Raw genomic sequence first — 15,901 nt, forward strand, 5'->3', positions numbered from 1 at the left:
ACCTCCGTGAGCCACGACATCCCGCCGCAGCCGGTGATCACCGCTGCGCATTACCCTCAGGACACGTCCGCCATCCCTTCACGCTACGACTGGCAGATACCCGAATTCTTCAACATCGGCATCGCCACCTGCGACCGCTGGGCCGATGGCAGTGGCCGACCCGCCATCCTCAGCGAGGAGGCCGATGGCAGCGTCACCACCTGGAGCTATGACCAGCTCAAGACACTGAGCGACCAGTTCGCCCAGGTGCTGGCCGAGGCCGGCATCGGGCGCGGGGACCGTATCGGTATCTACCTGTCACAGCGCATCGAGACGGTGATCACCCATATCGCCGCCTACAAGCTGGGAGCGATCACGGTGCCGCTGTTCTACCTGTTCGGGCCGGAGGCGATCGCCTATCGGCTGCAGAACAGCGAAGCGGCGGCGCTGGTGACCGACAGCAGCGGCATGGACAAGGTCCACCTGGCAGGCGAACTGCCGGCGCTGAAGGTGGTGTTCTGCGTGGAGCAGTCCGATATCGTGCTGCCGCAGACCACCGACTTCTGGGACCGCCTGCACGCGGCCCCGCCGCTGCCGCAGGCGGTGCAAACGCGGGCCGACGATCCGGCCATGATCATCTATACCTCCGGCACCACCGGTAAGGCCAAGGGGGCACTGCATGCGCACCGCGTACTGCTGGGGCACCTGCCGGGGGTGGAGGTCTCGCACGACAGTTTCCCGCAACCTGGCGACCGCTTCTGGACGCCGGCCGACTGGGCCTGGATCGGGGGGCTGCTGGACGTACTGCTGCCGTCGCTGTATCACGGTGTGGCGGTGGTGGCGCGGCGTCTGGAAAAGTTCGATGCCGAGGCCGTGTTCGGCCTGCTGGCGCGGCATGGCATCCGCAATGTGTTCTTCCCGCCGACCGCCCTGAAGATGCTGCGCGGTACACCGTCACCACGGGAACAGTGGAATTTCTCGCTGCGCAGCGTGGCCAGCGGTGGCGAAACGCTGGGGGATGACCTGATCGCCTGGGGGCGCGAGGCGCTGGGCGTGACCATCAACGAGTTCTATGGCCAGACCGAGTGCAATCTGGTGGTCTCCTCCTCGTCGCAGCTCTATCCCAGCGCTTCGGGCAGCATGGGCCGCGCCGTGCCTGGCCACGATGTGCAGATCGTCGACGAGGACGGTCGGATCGTGGCGCGCGGTGCCGTCGGCAACATCGCCATCCGTGCGCCGGACCCGGTGATGTTCCTGCGCTACTGGCGCAATGAAGAGACCACGCGGGAGAAATTCGCCGGCGACTTCCTGCTCACGGGGGATCTGGGCAACATGGATGAGCAAGGCTATATCCGCTACCTGGGCCGCAACGACGATGTCATCACCAGCGCCGGTTATCGCATCGGGCCGGCGCCGATCGAGGAGTGCATCATGCGCCATCCGGCGGTGCGCATCGCGGCGGTGGTGGGCATCAAGGATGCATTGCGGACCGAGGTGGTGAAAGCCTTCGTGGTGCTCAAGGAGGGATACGCGCCGGGCCAGTCACTGGTGGCCGAGCTGCAGCAGCATGTGCGGGCGCAACTGGCGGCCCACGAATATCCCCGCGTGATCGCCTTCGTCGATACGCTACCCACCACGGCGACCGGCAAGATCATGCGCAAGACCCTCAAGGAGATGGATCAGTAGTCCGGTTCAAAGCGCCACGGGGTCATGGGCCATGCACGGCCCATTGCATCAGCCATGACAGGCCGTACAGCAGCGCACCGATCAGTCCACCCACCAGCGTGCCGTTGATGCGGATGTACTGCAGGTCGCGCCCGATGTTCAGTTCGATCTGGCGCGACAGCTCGGCGCTGTCCCACTGCTTGATGGTGTCGCTGATGTGGCGCGTGAGCAGTTGCGCCACCTCCGGGCTGAGGCTGGCCATGGCCTGCTCCAGGTGGTCGTTGAGGGAGGCGCGCAAAGCGGCGTCCTCCTGCAGGGCGCGACCTATCCACCGGGTGGCGGCAGCGGCCTGCGCATGCAGGGCCGAATCGGGGCGTTCCAGGTCTTGTCGCAGCCAGGTGCGCAGGCTTTCCCAGAGACAGCCTACATAGGCGTTCACGGCATCGCCTTGCAGCACCTCGCGCTTGATCTGCTCGGCGCGCTCGCGCAGGGCAGGGTCCTGCTTCAAGCGCTCGATGAAGCTGGCCAGTTGCCGGTCGAAGGCCTGACGCAGCGAGTGTTGCGGGTCGTCGGCAATGCCGCTCAACAGCTTGTCCAGGATGTCGGCCAGGGTGGCAGCGGATTTCTCGCCGATCCAGTTGGACGGCAACAGCTTTTCGATCTTGGGATATTCGCGCTGCAACCACTCCACCATGCGCTCGGCGATGAAGATGCGGGTGTCTTCGCGATTGAGCAATTCCGCCAGCGCCACGATGGCGCGATCCAGCAGCTGCTGGTGACGACCGTCCAGGGTGAGCGTATCGAGGATGGTCGCCAGCGAGCGCGACAGGTCCAGCTTGCCCAATGCCGCATGCAGAGCATCACGCACGAAGGCCTGGATGCGGCGGTCATCGGTGAGCGTCAGCACGGCGCCGACCGCCTGCGCCATGTAGACGCCCAGGCGCGCTGCATTCTCGGGCGCGGCCATCCAGGCCGACAGGCGCTGCGCCGGATCGTGCCGGCGCACCAGTGCGGCGAGCGATTGCGGGCTCAGGAATTTCTCTTCGACGAACACCGCCAGGTTATCGGCAATGCGATCCTTGTTGCGCGGGATGATGGCGGTGTGCCGCGACAGCCAGGGCAGGGGCAGGTGGCGGAACAAGGCGCTCACCGCAAACCAGTCGGCCAGGGCGCCTACCATCGCTGCCTCGGCCATGGCCCGCAGCAGGCCGCTCCACAGCGAAGGCGGTGCCAGCGATGCGCCGACGAACAGCGCCATCGCCGCCAGCAGGCAAGTCAGAGCCAATCGTTTGGCGCGACGCAGGGCTTGTTGTTTGTCCATATCAATGCAGTGCGTGTGATGAGGATCCTTTTGCTCGCAGGATGAGACGGAGAGCAACAATCAACACAGAAAGTTCTGAATATTTCGAAGAAAAACTAGTGCTTTTTCGAAGAAACACTCAACCAAACTACGATAACAATCTCGTTATTTTTCGATTATTCCGCGAGAGATTCGCAGGTATAAGTGTTTGTCGCGGATAGTTTGTGCGTTTGTAATTGTAGCTAATCGACCGTCACCCCTAGCCGCCCGATCCTTGCGCACATGAAAAACACAGAGACTCCACCAAGCGCCCGCATCATCTTCGGACAAAACGTCCGCAGGGTTCGCCGGCTTAAAGAGATGTCACAAGAAGAACTGGCATTCCGCGCTGACATCAGTCGCACCTACCTGAGCGAGGTTGAACGCGGAGATCGCAATATCTCCGTAGACAACATGGAAGCCCTCGCCATCGCCCTGGAGATGGAATTGCCCGATCTCATGCGGCATACCCTGCTGGCGCTGCCCAGCGAGGATTCGCGCTGACACCTCGGTGCGGCCGGTGCCCCTGGCCTTCAAGCCTTACCTGACGAACCTGCCTGCGCCATGGGAAAGCGCAGGGTGAATACCGTCTGACGGCCCGGTACGTCGCTCACGCCTGCCTGGCCACCATGTAACACCATGATCGACCGCACGATCGCCAGCCCCAGCCCGCTGGAGCCGCTGGCGCTGCTGCGCGAGGGATCGGCCCGATAGAAGCGATCGAAGATGCGCTCCAGCAGGTCGGCCTGGATGCCCGGGCCGGGGTTGGACACTGCAATGACGGTGGCGCCATCGACGGCGCTGGCTTCCAGGGTGATCGTCCCCTGCGCCGGCGTAAAGCGGATGGCATTGGCCACCAGATTGCCGACGGCACGCCGCAGCAGCATCACGTCGGCCTGGATGCGTCCGCTACCGATGACCGCGATGCCCACCTGGGCTTCTTCGGCGATGCCCTCGAAATACTCGGCGATGGTGTTGAGTTCCTGCGCCACATCAAGATCCTGTATCTGCAGCATCACATGCGCGTTTTCGGCACGGGCCAGGAACAGCATGCTCTCCATCATCCGCGACAGGCGTTCGTACTCCTCGATATTGGAACTGAGCAGGGCCTGGTATTCATCAATGCCACGGGGCTTGCCCAGTGCCACCTGGGTCTGCACCATCAGGTTGTTCAGCGGCGTGCGCAGGTCATGCGCCAGGTCGGCCGAGAACTGGCTCAGTTGCTGGAAGCTGCGATGCAGGCGGTCCAGCATCTCGTTGAAGGATTGCACGATCTCGTGCAGTTCGCGCGGTGCGGCCTGCAGGTCGAGCCGGGTATCCAGACGGTTGGCGGAGATGGCGCGGGTCTGCAAGGCCATCATGCGCAGCGGACGCAAACCGCTGCGCACCAGGAAGTAGCCGAGCAGGGTGGCCAGGATCGTCCCGATGCTGGCCGCCCACCATACATCGGAGCGATAGTCGGCCAGCAGCTGCATGCGGTCCGAGGCGGTGCGTACCACCAGCACCACGGCCTGCTCCCCCGAGCGCGTGACCGGCTTGCTGGCGATGTAGCGGGCGCGCAGGTCGCCAATGTGCAGCGACTGGATACTGTCCCAGGCGCGGATGTCGATCCGTGACAGGTCCAGCCCCGGCTTGCCGGCGGCCGGGTCGTGGCTTTCCATCAGCGTGCTGCCCTCGGCGCGGGCGATGCGCACCAGCAACTGGTCGTGGCCGGAGAGGGTATCGAGCACCAGATGGCGGCGCGCCAGGATGTCGTCCAGCGAGGCCGCATGTTCGACCAGGTGATTGATGGAGCGACACTTGCCGGCCAATTCCTCATCATCGCGCCGCTCCAGCTGTACATGCAGCGAATGCGAGAGATAGCTGCCCACGGCGGTGAAAATGAGCAGCGCCAGCAGCCCGAACAGCACCACCAGCCGCAGGCTCATCGAGGCCGGTGCGCGCTGGCTCACTGGCGCGCCTCGAACACGTAGCCCATGCCCCAGACGGTATGCAGCAGCTTCTTGTCGAAACCGTCATCGAGCTTGGCACGCAGACGGCGCACGGCGACGTCGACCACATTGGTATCGCTGTCGAAATTCATGTCCCACACCTGCGAGGCGATCTGCGGCCGCGACAGCACTTCACCGGGTCGCCGGATCAGCATGTGCAGCAGCGCGAATTCCTTGGCGGTGAGGTCGATGCGCTGGCCGGCCCGCGTCACCTTGCGTCTGACCACATCGACCACGACGTCGTCATAGTCGATGATGTCGGCCTCACGGCTGGGGCCACGGCGCAACAGGGTGCGTACCCGCGCCAGCAGTTCGGTGAAGGCGAAGGGCTTGACCAGGTAATCGTCGGCACCCAGTTCCAGGCCCTTGACGCGGTCTTCCACCTCGTCGCGCGCGGTCAGGAACAGCACCGGCGTGTCGTGGCTGCGCCGCAGTTCACGCAGGATGTCCCAGCCGTTCATGCCGGGCAGCATCACATCCAGGATGATCAGCTTGTAGTCCAGCGTGCGCGCATGGTGCAGGCCATCCACGCCGGTCTGCACCCAGTCCACGACGAAGCCGGACTCGGTCAGCCCGCGCTGCAGATAGTCGCCGGATTTGGGCTCGTCTTCCACCAACAAGATATGCATGATCGGATTCCTGACGGATGAGCCGGTATTGTGAACCAGCCGCGTCGGGCATTCATTACAAATCTGTAATGACTGGGCAATCTTTCTGTGCGGACCAGCTCCTTAGAATCCATTCCAACGATACGCCAGAGACACCACTGGTCATCGCGTCGGCCCTGTCGCCACCCATCCGGGCGTGTATCGGCAAGGGCCTTGTGGAACCACTTTTCAAAGGAGCTTCATCATGAAAATCTCGCATCTCGTCATCGGCACCCTGGTCAGCGCTTTCTCCCTGTCGGCCTTCGCCCAGTCCACCGTCCCCACCGAAGCGGCCCGCGACCAGGCCAACCTGTCGGCCCGCAACAACTATCCGGTGGTGCAATACCAGGGGACCAAGACCCGCGCCGACGTGGTTGCCGAACTGAAGGCTGCCGAACTGGGCCAGCCGATGCAGACCGCCGGCGCCAAGCCCTCCATGCAGGACAGCAGCACCCAGAACCAGGCCTTTGACTCCTCGCTCTACAACGGGGCATAATCGGCGCCGGTCGTTACCGCAGCGGTAACGGCAACTGTGGTTGTCGCTGTGGCTATGGCTACGGTGACAGCGACACATCGTGGCTACCTGCCTGTCCCGGGCCGGTAGCCAAACCCACGTCTCCTCCATGCGCGCATTGATTCTTTTCCTGGCCTTGTTGTTGCCGTTGCAGCTCTCGTGGGCAGCGGTGGCCAGCTATTGCCAGCCGGAAAAGGAAACCCACGGTGCCGCGCCTGCCGGCCATCCCGGCCACCATGAACACGTTGCTGCACCAGCAGGCGACGAAGCCTCACCCGACGCCCGCGGCAACGCGGGGCAGGGTGGCGATGCCGATGCGGCCTGCCCGGTCTGCCAGCTTTCCTGCATGAAATCGATGCAATGGCAGGGCGCGCCGATGGCCGAACAGATCGGCACCGCGCTTGACGTTTTCAGCACCATCGCCCCCCATCCCACTTCCCACATCGCCGACGGGCCGGACAAGCCCAACTGGCCGCTCGCCGCCTAGCCCGGCGAGCACGCTTCCCTTCATTCTGCACTCGCCGGATTCCCCTTTTCACCACTGGAGAATTCGATGTACCGGCATATCCCCATGCTGGCGCTTGCCCTGCTTGCGCCGGCCCTGGCCGTGGCCCAAGCCACGCCGCCAGTTGCTGTCCCGTTTTCGGCACCATCCACCGACGCGGCGCCCATCCTGACCCTGGCCGCCGCACTGGACCTGGCCGCCGCCCACAACAAGGCCTTGTCAGCGGCCCGCCTGGAGATCGAAGCAGTCGAAGGCAGCCTGATGCAAGCCGGTGCGCGCCCCAATCCGGAGTTTTCCGCGCTCATGGAAGACACCCGCAAGGCCAGCCGCACCACCACCTACCAGATCAACCAGCCCATCGAACTGGGCGGCAAGCGCAGCGCCCGCATCGATGCGGCGCAGCGTCAGCTGGACATGGCCAGGCTGGAGTACGCCAGCCTGCGCCAGCAGATGCGCAGCCGCGTCACCACCGCCTATCACGACGCCCTGCTGGCCGGCGAACGCCAGCGCCTGGCGGCCGAACTGGTGCAGCTGGCGCAGACCGCCGCCGACATGACGGCGCGCCGCGTGCAGGCCGGCAAGGTCTCGCCGGTGGAGCAGACCAAGGCGCAGCTGGCGCTCTCCACGGCGCAACTGGAACGCCAACAGGCCGACAGTGACGCCACTCTCGCGCGCGGCCAGCTCGCCAGCCTGTGGAACGCCCGGCAGGCCGACGTCGTGCTGGCCGATACGGCGCTGGACACCCTGCCGCCGCTACCGGCCATCGCCGACCTCACCGCACGCGTGGCCAACGGACCGGCGGTGCAACTGGCACGGCTGGAGGTGGAGCGGCGCGGCGCGCTGGCACGCATCGAAAGCAGCAAGCGGGTTCCCGACCTGACGCTCTCGCTGGGCAACAAGCGCGACGAAGAAGCGGCACGCAACATGTGGGTGGTCGGCTTCTCGCTACCCATCCCGGTGTTCGACAGCAATCGCGGCAATGAGCTGGAAGCCCTCAAGCGCACCGACAAGGCACGTGACGAACTGGCCCTGGTCGAACTGCAGATGCAGAACGACGCCGCGCAATCCTACGAGCGCCTGCGCAATGCACGGGCCGAAGCACAGGCGCTGCGCCAGGACATCGTCCCCGGCGCACAGAGCGCCTATCTGGCCGCCCGCACCGGCTTCACGCTCGGCAAGTTCGGCTTCCTCGATGTGCTGGATGCGCAGCGCACCTACTTCCAGGCCAGGGCGCAGTACTGGAAAGCCCTGTCGGCCGCCTTCCAGGCCGCCGCCGAACTCGATCGCCTCAGTAGCGACACCACCCTCAACCTGCAATGAGAACCACCATGACCAGCAAACAGAAACTCGCCATCGCCGCGATCATCGCCATCGCCGCGCTGCTGTGCGGATGGACCCTGATGAAGGGCCAGGGCGGCGCCGAAGCCGCCTCTGCGCATCAGGAAGAGGGCGCCCACAAGGAGGACGACCATCAGGAAAAAAGCAAAGCCGACGGCCAGCAAGCGCATGGCGACCATGAAGAACATAAAGACCATGACGAGGACAAGGAAGGACATGGCGAGTCCGAAGGCAAGGTCGCCCTCAGCCAGGAACAGATCACTGCGGCCGGTATCACCCTGAAGCAGGTCGGCGCAGCGCGCATCGAAAGCGGGCTGCAACTGCCGGGCGAAATTCGCTTCAACGAAGACCGCACCGCGCATGTGGTGCCGCAGGTGGCCGGCGTGGTCGAATCGGTCTCGGCCACGCTGGGCCAGAAGGTGCGCAAGGGCCAGGTACTGGCCGTCATCAGCAGCAGCGCCGTCTCCGAACAACGTTCCGAACTGCTCAACGCCGAACAGCGCCTGAGCCTGGCACGCAGCACCTGGCAACGCGAGAAACAGTTGTGGGAACAGAAGATCTCGGCCGAACAGGACTACCAGCAGGCGCAACTGTCCCTGCAGGAAGCCGAGGTCGCCGTGCGCAATGCACGCCAGAAGCTGCGCGCCATCGGTGTCACCGGAACGGGTAGCGGCGCCCTCAGCCGGCACGAGATCCGCGCCCCCTTCGACGGCACCGTGGTCGAGAAGCACCTGGGACTGGGCGAGGCCGTGCGCGAGGATGCCAACGCCTTCATCATCGCCGACCTCTCCAGCGTATGGGCCGAGATCATCGTCTCGCCCAGGGACTTGCAGAAGGTCCGCGTCGGTACGTCCGCCGTGGTGCGCGCCACCGCCTTCGAGGCGAACGCTACCGGCCGCATCTCCTATGTCGGCGCCCTGATCGGGGAACAGACCCGCACCGCCAAGGCCCATGTAGTTCTGCCCAATCCGCAGGAGAGCTGGCGCCCAGGACTGTTCGTCACCGTCGATGTGATGACCGAGGCCAGCGAGGTAGCACTGGCAGTGGATGCGGAAGCGCTACAGACGGTGGACAACAAGAGCGCGGTCTTCGTACGGGTGGACGATGGCTTCAAGGTGCAGGAAGTGCGCACCGGGCGCAGCGACGGCAAGTCGGTGGAAATCCTCTCCGGCCTGGAAGCGGGGCAGCAGTATGCCGCCGCCGGCAGCTTTGCCATCAAGGCCGAGCTGGGCAAGGGCGCGGCCGAGCATAGCCACTGAGGTGGATCGCGAACATCGCGCCACGCCACTCCCACCATTCTGAAAGACGACGATCATGTTTGAACGCATCATTCGCTTCGCCATCGAGCATCGATGGCTGGTCCTGCTGGCGGTGCTGGGCATGGCGGCCTATGGGGTCTACAACTACCAGAAGCTGCCCATCGACGCCGTGCCCGACATTACCAACGTGCAGGTGCAGATCAACACCGCCGCCCCCGGCTATTCACCGCTGGAAACCGAGCAGCGCATCAGCTACCCGATCGAGACCGCCATGTCGGGCCTGCCGCAACTGGAACAGGTACGCTCGCTGTCGCGCTACGGGCTGTCGCAGGTCACGGTCATCTTCAAGGACGGTACCGACATCTACTTTGCGCGGCAACTGGTCAACGAGCGCATCCAGCAGGCCAGGAGCCAGCTGCCCGCTGGCATCGATCCGGCCATGGGGCCGATCTCCACCGGCCTCGGTGAAATCTACCTGTGGACCGTGGAAGCCCGCGAGGACGCCCGCAAACCCGACGGCACGCCCTATGGCGCTGCCGACCTGCGCGAGATCCAGGACTGGGTCATCAAGCCACAACTGCGGCTGGTGCCGGGCGTGACCGAGATCAACACCATCGGCGGCTACGCCCGCGAATACCACGTGGCACCCTCGGCCGAACGCCTGGCCTCCTATGGCATGACCATGGACAGCATCATAAAGGCCCTGGAAAAGAACAATAGCAATGTCGGCGCCGGCTACATCGAACGGCGCGGCGAGCAGTACCTGATCCGGGCGCCGGGCCAGGTGGCCTCGCTGGACGACATCGGCAATATCATCCTGGCCAATGTGCGCGGCGTGCCCATTCGCATCCGTGATGTGGCCGAGGTCGGTATGGGACGTGAGTTGCGCACGGGTGCGGCCACCGAGAACGGGCGCGAAGTGGTCCTGGGCACGGTCTTCATGCTGATCGGCGAGAACAGCCGCACGGTCTCGCAGGCGGTGGACAAGAAGCTGCGCGAGATCAACCGCAACCTGCCGGCCGGGGTCGAGGCCATCACCGTCTACGACCGTACCGTGCTGGTGGACAAGGCCATCGCCACGGTCAAGAAGAACCTGATCGAAGGCGCGCTGCTGGTGATTGCGGTGCTGTTCGTCTTCCTCGGCAACATCCGCGCCGCCATCATCACGGCCATGGTGATTCCGCTGGCCATGCTGTTCACCTTCACCGGCATGGTCTCCAACAAGGTCAGCGCCAACCTGCTGAGCCTGGGTGCGCTGGATTTCGGCATCATCATCGATGGTGCGGTGGTGATCGTGGAAAACTGCGTGCGCCGCCTGGCCCATGCCCAGCAACATCACGGCCGCCCGCTCACGCGCAGCGAGCGCTTCCATGAGGTCTTCGCCGCCGCCCGCGAGGCACGCCGGCCGCTGCTGTTCGGGCAACTGATCATCATGATCGTGTACCTGCCCATGTTTGCGCTGACCGGGGTGGAAGGCAAGATGTTCACGCCGATGGCCTTCACCGTGGTGGCGGCACTGCTGGGCGCGATGATCCTGTCGGTGACCTTCATCCCGGCGGCCATCGCCCTGTTCATCGGCGAGCGCGTCTCCGAGAAGGAGAACATCCTGATGCAATGGGCCAAGCGCCTCTATGCGCCGCTGCTGGTGCGCATCATGGACAACAAGCCGGTGGTGCTCAGTTTTGCCGGTGCGCTGATCGTGGTGTGCGCGGTGCTGGCCACGCGCCTGGGGACCGAGTTCGTGCCTAGTCTCAACGAGGGTGACATGGCGATCCAGGCCTTGCGCATCCCCGGTACCAGCCTGACGCAATCGCTGGAGATGCAGCAGCAGATCGAGAAGGCGCTGATGCGGCAATTCCCCGAGATCGAACGCGTCTTCGCCCGCACCGGCACTGCCGAGGTGGCCTCGGACCCGATGCCGCCCAATATCTCCGACGGCTACATCATGTTGAAGCCGGAGTCGCAATGGCCGCAGCCCCGCAAGACGCATGAGCAATTGCGCGACGCGATCCAGCAGGCCGTAGCCGGCATCCCCGGCAACAGCTACGAGTTCTCGCAGCCTATCCAGCTGCGCTTCAACGAGCTGATCTCGGGCGTGCGCAGCGATGTCGCGGTCAAGGTCTTCGGTGACGACATGGGCGTGCTCAACGACACCGCCGCCAAGGTCGCCGCCGTACTGCAGAAGACCCGCGGCGCCACCGAAGTGAAGGTGGAACAGACCACCGGCCTGCCGATGCTGAGCGTGGATATCGACCGCCAGAAACTGGCGCGCTATGGCCTGAACGTCTCCGACCTGCAGGACACGATTGCCACCGCCATCGGCGGCACCCAGGCCGGCACGCTATTCCAGGGCGACCGCCGCTTCGCCATCGTGGTGCGCCTGCCCGAAGCCGCCCGCGCCGACCTGGACGCCCTGCGTCGCCTGCCCATCGCGCTGCCGCTGCAGGAGGGTGCCAGCCGCATCAGCTATGTCCCGCTGGCGGAGGTGGCGACGCTCAACATCGCCCCCGGCCCCAACCAGGTCAGCCGCGAAGACGGCAAGCGCCGCATCGTGGTCAGCGCCAACGTACGGGGCCGCGATCTGGGTTCCTTCGTGGCCGATGCGGAACAGGCACTGCAGGCGCAGGTGCGCATCCCCACCGGTTACTGGACCACCTGGGGCGGGCAGTTCGAGAATCTGCAATCGGCCACGCAACGCCTGCAGATCGTCATCCCGGTGGCGCTGCTGATGGTGTTCGTACTGCTGTTTGCGATGTTCAACAACGTCAAGGATGGCTTGCTGGTCTTCACCGGCATTCCCTTCGCGCTGACCGGCGGCATCCTGGCGCTGGCCGCACGCGGCATCCCGATGTCGATCTCGGCGGCGGTGGGCTTCATCGCGCTGTCGGGCGTGGCGGTCCTCAACGGGCTGGTGATGATCTCCTTCATCCGCAGCCTGCGCGAGGAAGGTCGCACCCTGGATGCGGCGATCCACGAGGGTGCCATGACACGCCTGCGCCCGGTGCTGATGACGGCGTTGGTGGCGTCACTGGGCTTCGTGCCGATGGCACTGGCCACCGGCACCGGCGCCGAGGTACAGCGACCGCTGGCCACGGTGGTGATCGGCGGCATCCTGTCCTCCACGGCGTTGACGCTACTGGTGTTGCCACTGCTGTATCGGATGGCGCATGGAGCGGACGAGGAAGGCGACGGTGAGCGCCCGAACGCAAAGAAGCGTCGCCCGCGCTGGTTGGCCTGGTTGCCGGACTACCTGACTGCGCGGCGCTGATGTCCAGCGGCAGCCCTGCCGACCGGATCAGCGGAAGCGATCCGGCGTCGCCAGCAGTTCGACGAATTGCTCCCCCGGCACGGGCTTGCCGTACCAGTAGCCCTGGTACAGCGAACAGCCTTGTGCATGCAGCAGGTCGCGCTGCTGCTGCGTCTCCACCCCTTCGGCGATGATGGACAGGTTCAGGCTCTGGCCCAGCATGATGATGCTGCGCACGATGCTGGCCATGGCGGCATCGGTCTCCATCTCGCGCACGAAGCTCTGATCGATCTTGATCTGGTCGATCGGGAAGCGTCCCAGATAGGCCAAGGAAGAGTAGCCAGTACCAAAATCATCCAGCGAGATCGAAATCTCGCTGGACTTCAGCCGCTGCATCTTGGCGATCACGTCTTCGACCTGGTCCACCATCATGCTCTCGGTCAACTCCACCTTCAGGGAATGACTGTGAATCCGATATTGGCGGATGATCTCGCGGAAGCGGCCCACGAAATTGTCCACCTTGAATTCCTGCGCCGACACATTCACCGCCACCACCAGCTCACGCGCCAGCCCCTGGCGTTGCCAGGCCTGCAGATCGCCACAGATGGCATGCAGCACCTGCTGGCCGATCTGCTCCATCAAGCCCATGTCTTCGGCCACCGGGATGAACCCGCCCGGCGCAACGAGGCCCCGCTCTGGATGCTTCCAGCGCAGCAGCGCTTCGGCACCTACCACGTCCCCTTCATAGGTCACCTGCGGTTGGTAATACACGATGAACTGGCGCTGTGCGACCGCCTGCCGCAGTTCCGCTTCCAGCTGGCCGCGCTGGTTGGCCAGTGCCTGCATGGCGGGATCAAAGAAGCGGAAGGTATTGCGGCCGGCCAGGCGCGACTGCACCATCGCCAGCTCGGCCTGCATCAGCAGTTCGGCCGCGCCGTGGTGATCGTCGTGGACGATATTGATGCCCAGGTTGATCGTGCAGGGAAAGCGCGCAACAGCCAGGGCATGGGGATCGGTGAAGGTGGCGATGATGCGATGGGCCAGCGCTTCACAGAAGCGGAGGCATTCGGCCAGGTCCTGGCTCCGGATCTCGCTGCCCAGCGCGAACTTCTCGCCATCCAGGCGTGCCACCGTCTGCTCGGGTGTGACGCAGCTGGAGAAGCGGCGCGCGCATTCGACCAGCAACTGCTCCACCTCGTCGGACTTGGCGCCACCATAGAAGAGGTCGGCGCGAGTGATTTCCATCACGAACACCGCGCCTGCCGTACCGTTGTTGCGACGACGCCCCAGACCGCGTTGCAGGCGATCCATGAACAGCTTCTTGTTGGGGAGATGGGTGACCGGATCATAGAAGGCCAGGCGATCAATGCGGTTTTCCGCTTCCAGCCGTGCGCTGACATCGATGACCACCCAGATCTGGTCCGACGGCCGCGCCGGGTCGATCAGCGAGGTATGCAATTCGGCCGGGAAGCTCCCTCCATCGCCACGGCGCAACAGCACGATCTCGCCGACCGCACCGCTGGAACGGGCCACCGCCTGTGCCACGTAGGCCGCCTGCTGGGCCGGTTCGACGAACACCTCTTCGGCGGGCTGGCCGACGAGCTTCTTGTCCGCAGCGCCAAGCAAGACCTGGGCGGCCTCGTTGACGAACACGATACTGCCGTCGCGCACGAACAGCACCCCTGCCGGGATGTTGCCGAGAATGGCTGCCTGTTCATCGAAGAGCGCCTTCAGGCTGCTCTGCATGGCCTCCATATGGCGCGCCAGCTGGCCGATTTCATCCTCCTGGGGGATGGCGATGCGTTCATCGAAACTGCCGTGCTCGATGCGCTCGGTGGCCTCGGTCAGCATGCCGATGGGCTTGAGAATGCGGCGATAGACCAGCAGCCCGATGATGATCAGCGAGGCCACCGCCTGCGCCAGCAGCACCAGGGTGTGGAAGCTCTTGTCGGCGGCCAGCTTGCGTTGCAGCTGGTAGTCCGACACGATCAGGCGCAGGCTGCCCAGGCTCACGTCTTGGTGGTTCTGCTGCATCACCAGCGGTACGCTGCGCGAGATGATGTTGCCCAGGCGCCGCTGCCCGTCTTCCACGCGGGCGATGATCTTTTCATCGGGATCGGCGATTTCGGCCGACACCACCTGCGGATCAAGCATGGCCCCTTGCAGCACGGCGTTGATGTCGGACTTGTCCAGGCTCCACACCGGCAGCACCAGGCTGTGCTGCATGGTTTGCGCCTTTTCGTTGACCAGTGCCTGCATCTCGATACCGATCTGCTTTTCGCGCACGCCGTTGAGCACGGTCAGCGCCAGCACCACCGGCAGGCACAGGGCCACCAGCATGGCAATGGCGATATAGACGCCGAGGCTATTGAGTTTCATTTTCATGGTCTTGCAGAGAACGTGACGCGGGCGAAGCCCGCTTATTTGAACCAGTCCAGGCGATAGGTCTCGATGGCCTTGCGCTCCAGGGGCGTGAGGCGATCATTGTTGAGGACGATGACGCGTGGATGAGTGGACTTCAGCAACTGGCGCGCCTGGCGCGTGGAGCGATGCTGGCGGATCAACTCGGCCAGCTCGCCGCTGCGATGAATCTTGCGCAGGCCTTCGAGCAGGGCGTCGCGGATATCGTCGCGCCCCGGCGTGGTGTAGAAGAACAGGTCCACCGGGTAGTACAGCACCAGGTCCGGCACGATGGCCAGCTGGTGGTCGCGGTCGTAGGTCTCCAGCTCGCCGCCCGCTTCGAAGACGGAGCGGTTATAGAAGTCGAAGCGCCTGGCCTTGAGCATCTCGAAGAGATTGAGATAGTTGCCCTGCACGACGTCCAGGCCATTGGCCTGCATGATGCTGGTGTCGGTCCAACCGATGCCGGAGCCGATGCGGAACCTGCGCAGGTCGTCGAGGCTACGGATATCCCTGGCGCGCTGCAGGCTGGCGGTATTGGCCATCAGCACCCGGTAGCCACCCCCGCCGAGGTAGATCGGAAAGGGAATGCCTTCCAGCCCCCGGGTCATGGAACTGCCGGCGGACGTGGTCATCAGGTTGCAGTACTGGCCGGCCTGGATCAGCTGGACGTAGCGCTGGTCGGAGGTCGCCACATCGGCCACCTGGCAACCCTTGATGGAGAAGCGCTTGCCGGTCGCCCGCATCGCCAGTTCAAGGACGGCCTTGCGGTAATCGATGAGGGGATTGTCATCGTTGAGATCGGCCAGCTTGATCTCGATGACGGGGTTGGCGGGGTCAGGGCTGGCGGGGGATTGGGCGCGGGCGATCCTGGCGCAGGACAGACCCATCATCAGGACGAGCAAGACTGCGGCAACTGGTCGGGCGCTCGTCTTGATGTTACTCATACAGGGCGGTGTGATCGAATTGAGAGTCGATGGTATGCAAGCATTGGGGGATGCGCAAGATTTTGTGGGG

At 64.5% G+C, this 15,901-nt stretch carries 12 protein-coding genes; 7 read left to right on the top strand and 5 right to left on the bottom strand.

Translation table 11 applies throughout. The features are described 5' to 3' along the window. The first annotated feature begins 33 nt into the window (after positions 1 to 33). On the top strand, positions 34 to 1,665 hold the full coding sequence (locus I5R65_RS21015; protein ID WP_370546821.1) for an acyl-CoA synthetase: 1,632 nt from the start codon (positions 34 to 36) through the stop codon (positions 1,663 to 1,665). A gap of 22 nt (positions 1,666 to 1,687) precedes the next feature. Here the strand turns inward: I5R65_RS21015 and I5R65_RS21020 are convergent, their stop codons facing one another. Continuing rightward, positions 1,688 to 2,965, bottom strand: coding sequence for a DUF445 domain-containing protein (locus I5R65_RS21020; RefSeq protein WP_196872311.1), 1,278 nt, complete (start codon positions 2,963 to 2,965; stop codon positions 1,688 to 1,690). Between the two features lie 261 nt (positions 2,966 to 3,226). Between I5R65_RS21020 and I5R65_RS21025 the strand changes: the two genes are divergently transcribed. Continuing rightward, on the top strand, positions 3,227 to 3,487 hold the full coding sequence (locus tag I5R65_RS21025) for a helix-turn-helix domain-containing protein (protein WP_077236492.1): 261 nt from the start codon (positions 3,227 to 3,229) through the stop codon (positions 3,485 to 3,487). A gap of 29 nt (positions 3,488 to 3,516) precedes the next feature. On the opposite strand, the gene I5R65_RS21030 is transcribed toward I5R65_RS21025, so the two are convergent. Next, the gene (locus tag I5R65_RS21030; protein ID WP_196872312.1) at positions 3,517 to 4,935 is read right to left on the bottom strand and encodes a heavy metal sensor histidine kinase; all 1,419 of its coding nucleotides are present in this window, start codon (positions 4,933 to 4,935) and stop codon (positions 3,517 to 3,519) included. Then, complete coding sequence (locus I5R65_RS21035) at positions 4,932 to 5,603, bottom strand: heavy metal response regulator transcription factor (protein ID WP_196872313.1); 672 nt, start codon at positions 5,601 to 5,603, stop codon at positions 4,932 to 4,934. Before I5R65_RS21035 ends, I5R65_RS21030 begins: the two co-directional genes overlap by 4 nt. Before the next feature lie 223 nt (positions 5,604 to 5,826). Here I5R65_RS21035 and I5R65_RS21040 point away from each other — a divergent pair, with 223 nt between their 5' ends. The 5 genes from I5R65_RS21040 (at position 5,827) to I5R65_RS21060 (ending at position 12,505) form a co-directional block, all read left to right on the top strand. Beyond that, entirely contained in the window at positions 5,827 to 6,117 is a 291-nt protein-coding gene (locus I5R65_RS21040; RefSeq protein WP_102664339.1) for a DUF4148 domain-containing protein, read from the top strand. 127 nt (positions 6,118 to 6,244) lie between these two features. Then, positions 6,245 to 6,622, top strand: coding sequence for a cobalt transporter (locus I5R65_RS21045; protein WP_196872314.1), 378 nt, complete (start codon positions 6,245 to 6,247; stop codon positions 6,620 to 6,622). A 66-nt stretch (positions 6,623 to 6,688) separates the two neighbouring features. Next, the gene (locus I5R65_RS21050; protein ID WP_196872315.1) at positions 6,689 to 7,960 is read left to right on the top strand and encodes a TolC family protein; all 1,272 of its coding nucleotides are present in this window, start codon (positions 6,689 to 6,691) and stop codon (positions 7,958 to 7,960) included. Between the two features lie 8 nt (positions 7,961 to 7,968). After that, positions 7,969 to 9,237, top strand: coding sequence for an efflux RND transporter periplasmic adaptor subunit (locus I5R65_RS21055; RefSeq protein WP_196872316.1), 1,269 nt, complete (start codon positions 7,969 to 7,971; stop codon positions 9,235 to 9,237). Between the two features lie 55 nt (positions 9,238 to 9,292). After that, on the top strand, positions 9,293 to 12,505 hold the full coding sequence (locus I5R65_RS21060) for a CusA/CzcA family heavy metal efflux RND transporter (protein ID WP_196872317.1): 3,213 nt from the start codon (positions 9,293 to 9,295) through the stop codon (positions 12,503 to 12,505). Positions 12,506 to 12,532: 27 nt separating this feature from the next. Here the strand turns inward: I5R65_RS21060 and I5R65_RS21065 are convergent, their stop codons facing one another. After that, positions 12,533 to 14,863 (bottom strand): bifunctional diguanylate cyclase/phosphodiesterase, encoded by a 2,331-nt coding sequence (locus I5R65_RS21065; protein WP_231395270.1) that lies wholly within the window; start codon positions 14,861 to 14,863, stop codon positions 12,533 to 12,535. A 41-nt stretch (positions 14,864 to 14,904) separates the two neighbouring features. Then, complete coding sequence (locus tag I5R65_RS21070; RefSeq protein WP_196872319.1) at positions 14,905 to 15,831, bottom strand: hypothetical protein; 927 nt, start codon at positions 15,829 to 15,831, stop codon at positions 14,905 to 14,907. Positions 15,832 to 15,901 lie beyond the last annotated feature (70 nt).

This window comes from Herbaspirillum sp. AP02 (genome assembly GCF_015767275.1).
GTDB lineage: Bacteria > Pseudomonadota > Gammaproteobacteria > Burkholderiales > Burkholderiaceae_D > Herbaspirillum.

Excerpts from the sequence above, each read along its gene's own strand:
- I5R65_RS21020 (WP_196872311.1), bottom strand. The coding sequence starts at position 2,965 with ATGGACAAACAACAAGCCCTGCGTCGCGCCAAACGATTGGCTCTGACT.
- I5R65_RS21025 (WP_077236492.1), top strand. The coding sequence starts at position 3,227 with ATGAAAAACACAGAGACTCCACCAAGCGCCCGCATCATCTTCGGACAA.
- I5R65_RS21035 (WP_196872313.1), bottom strand. The coding sequence starts at position 5,603 with ATGCATATCTTGTTGGTGGAAGACGAGCCCAAATCCGGCGACTATCTG.
- I5R65_RS21040 (WP_102664339.1), top strand. The coding sequence starts at position 5,827 with ATGAAAATCTCGCATCTCGTCATCGGCACCCTGGTCAGCGCTTTCTCC.
- I5R65_RS21045 (WP_196872314.1), top strand. The coding sequence starts at position 6,245 with ATGCGCGCATTGATTCTTTTCCTGGCCTTGTTGTTGCCGTTGCAGCTC.
- I5R65_RS21050 (WP_196872315.1), top strand. The coding sequence starts at position 6,689 with ATGTACCGGCATATCCCCATGCTGGCGCTTGCCCTGCTTGCGCCGGCC.
- I5R65_RS21055 (WP_196872316.1), top strand. The coding sequence starts at position 7,969 with ATGACCAGCAAACAGAAACTCGCCATCGCCGCGATCATCGCCATCGCC.
- I5R65_RS21060 (WP_196872317.1), top strand. The coding sequence starts at position 9,293 with ATGTTTGAACGCATCATTCGCTTCGCCATCGAGCATCGATGGCTGGTC.
- I5R65_RS21065 (WP_231395270.1), bottom strand. The coding sequence starts at position 14,863 with ATGAAACTCAATAGCCTCGGCGTCTATATCGCCATTGCCATGCTGGTG.
- I5R65_RS21070 (WP_196872319.1), bottom strand. The coding sequence starts at position 15,831 with ATGAGTAACATCAAGACGAGCGCCCGACCAGTTGCCGCAGTCTTGCTC.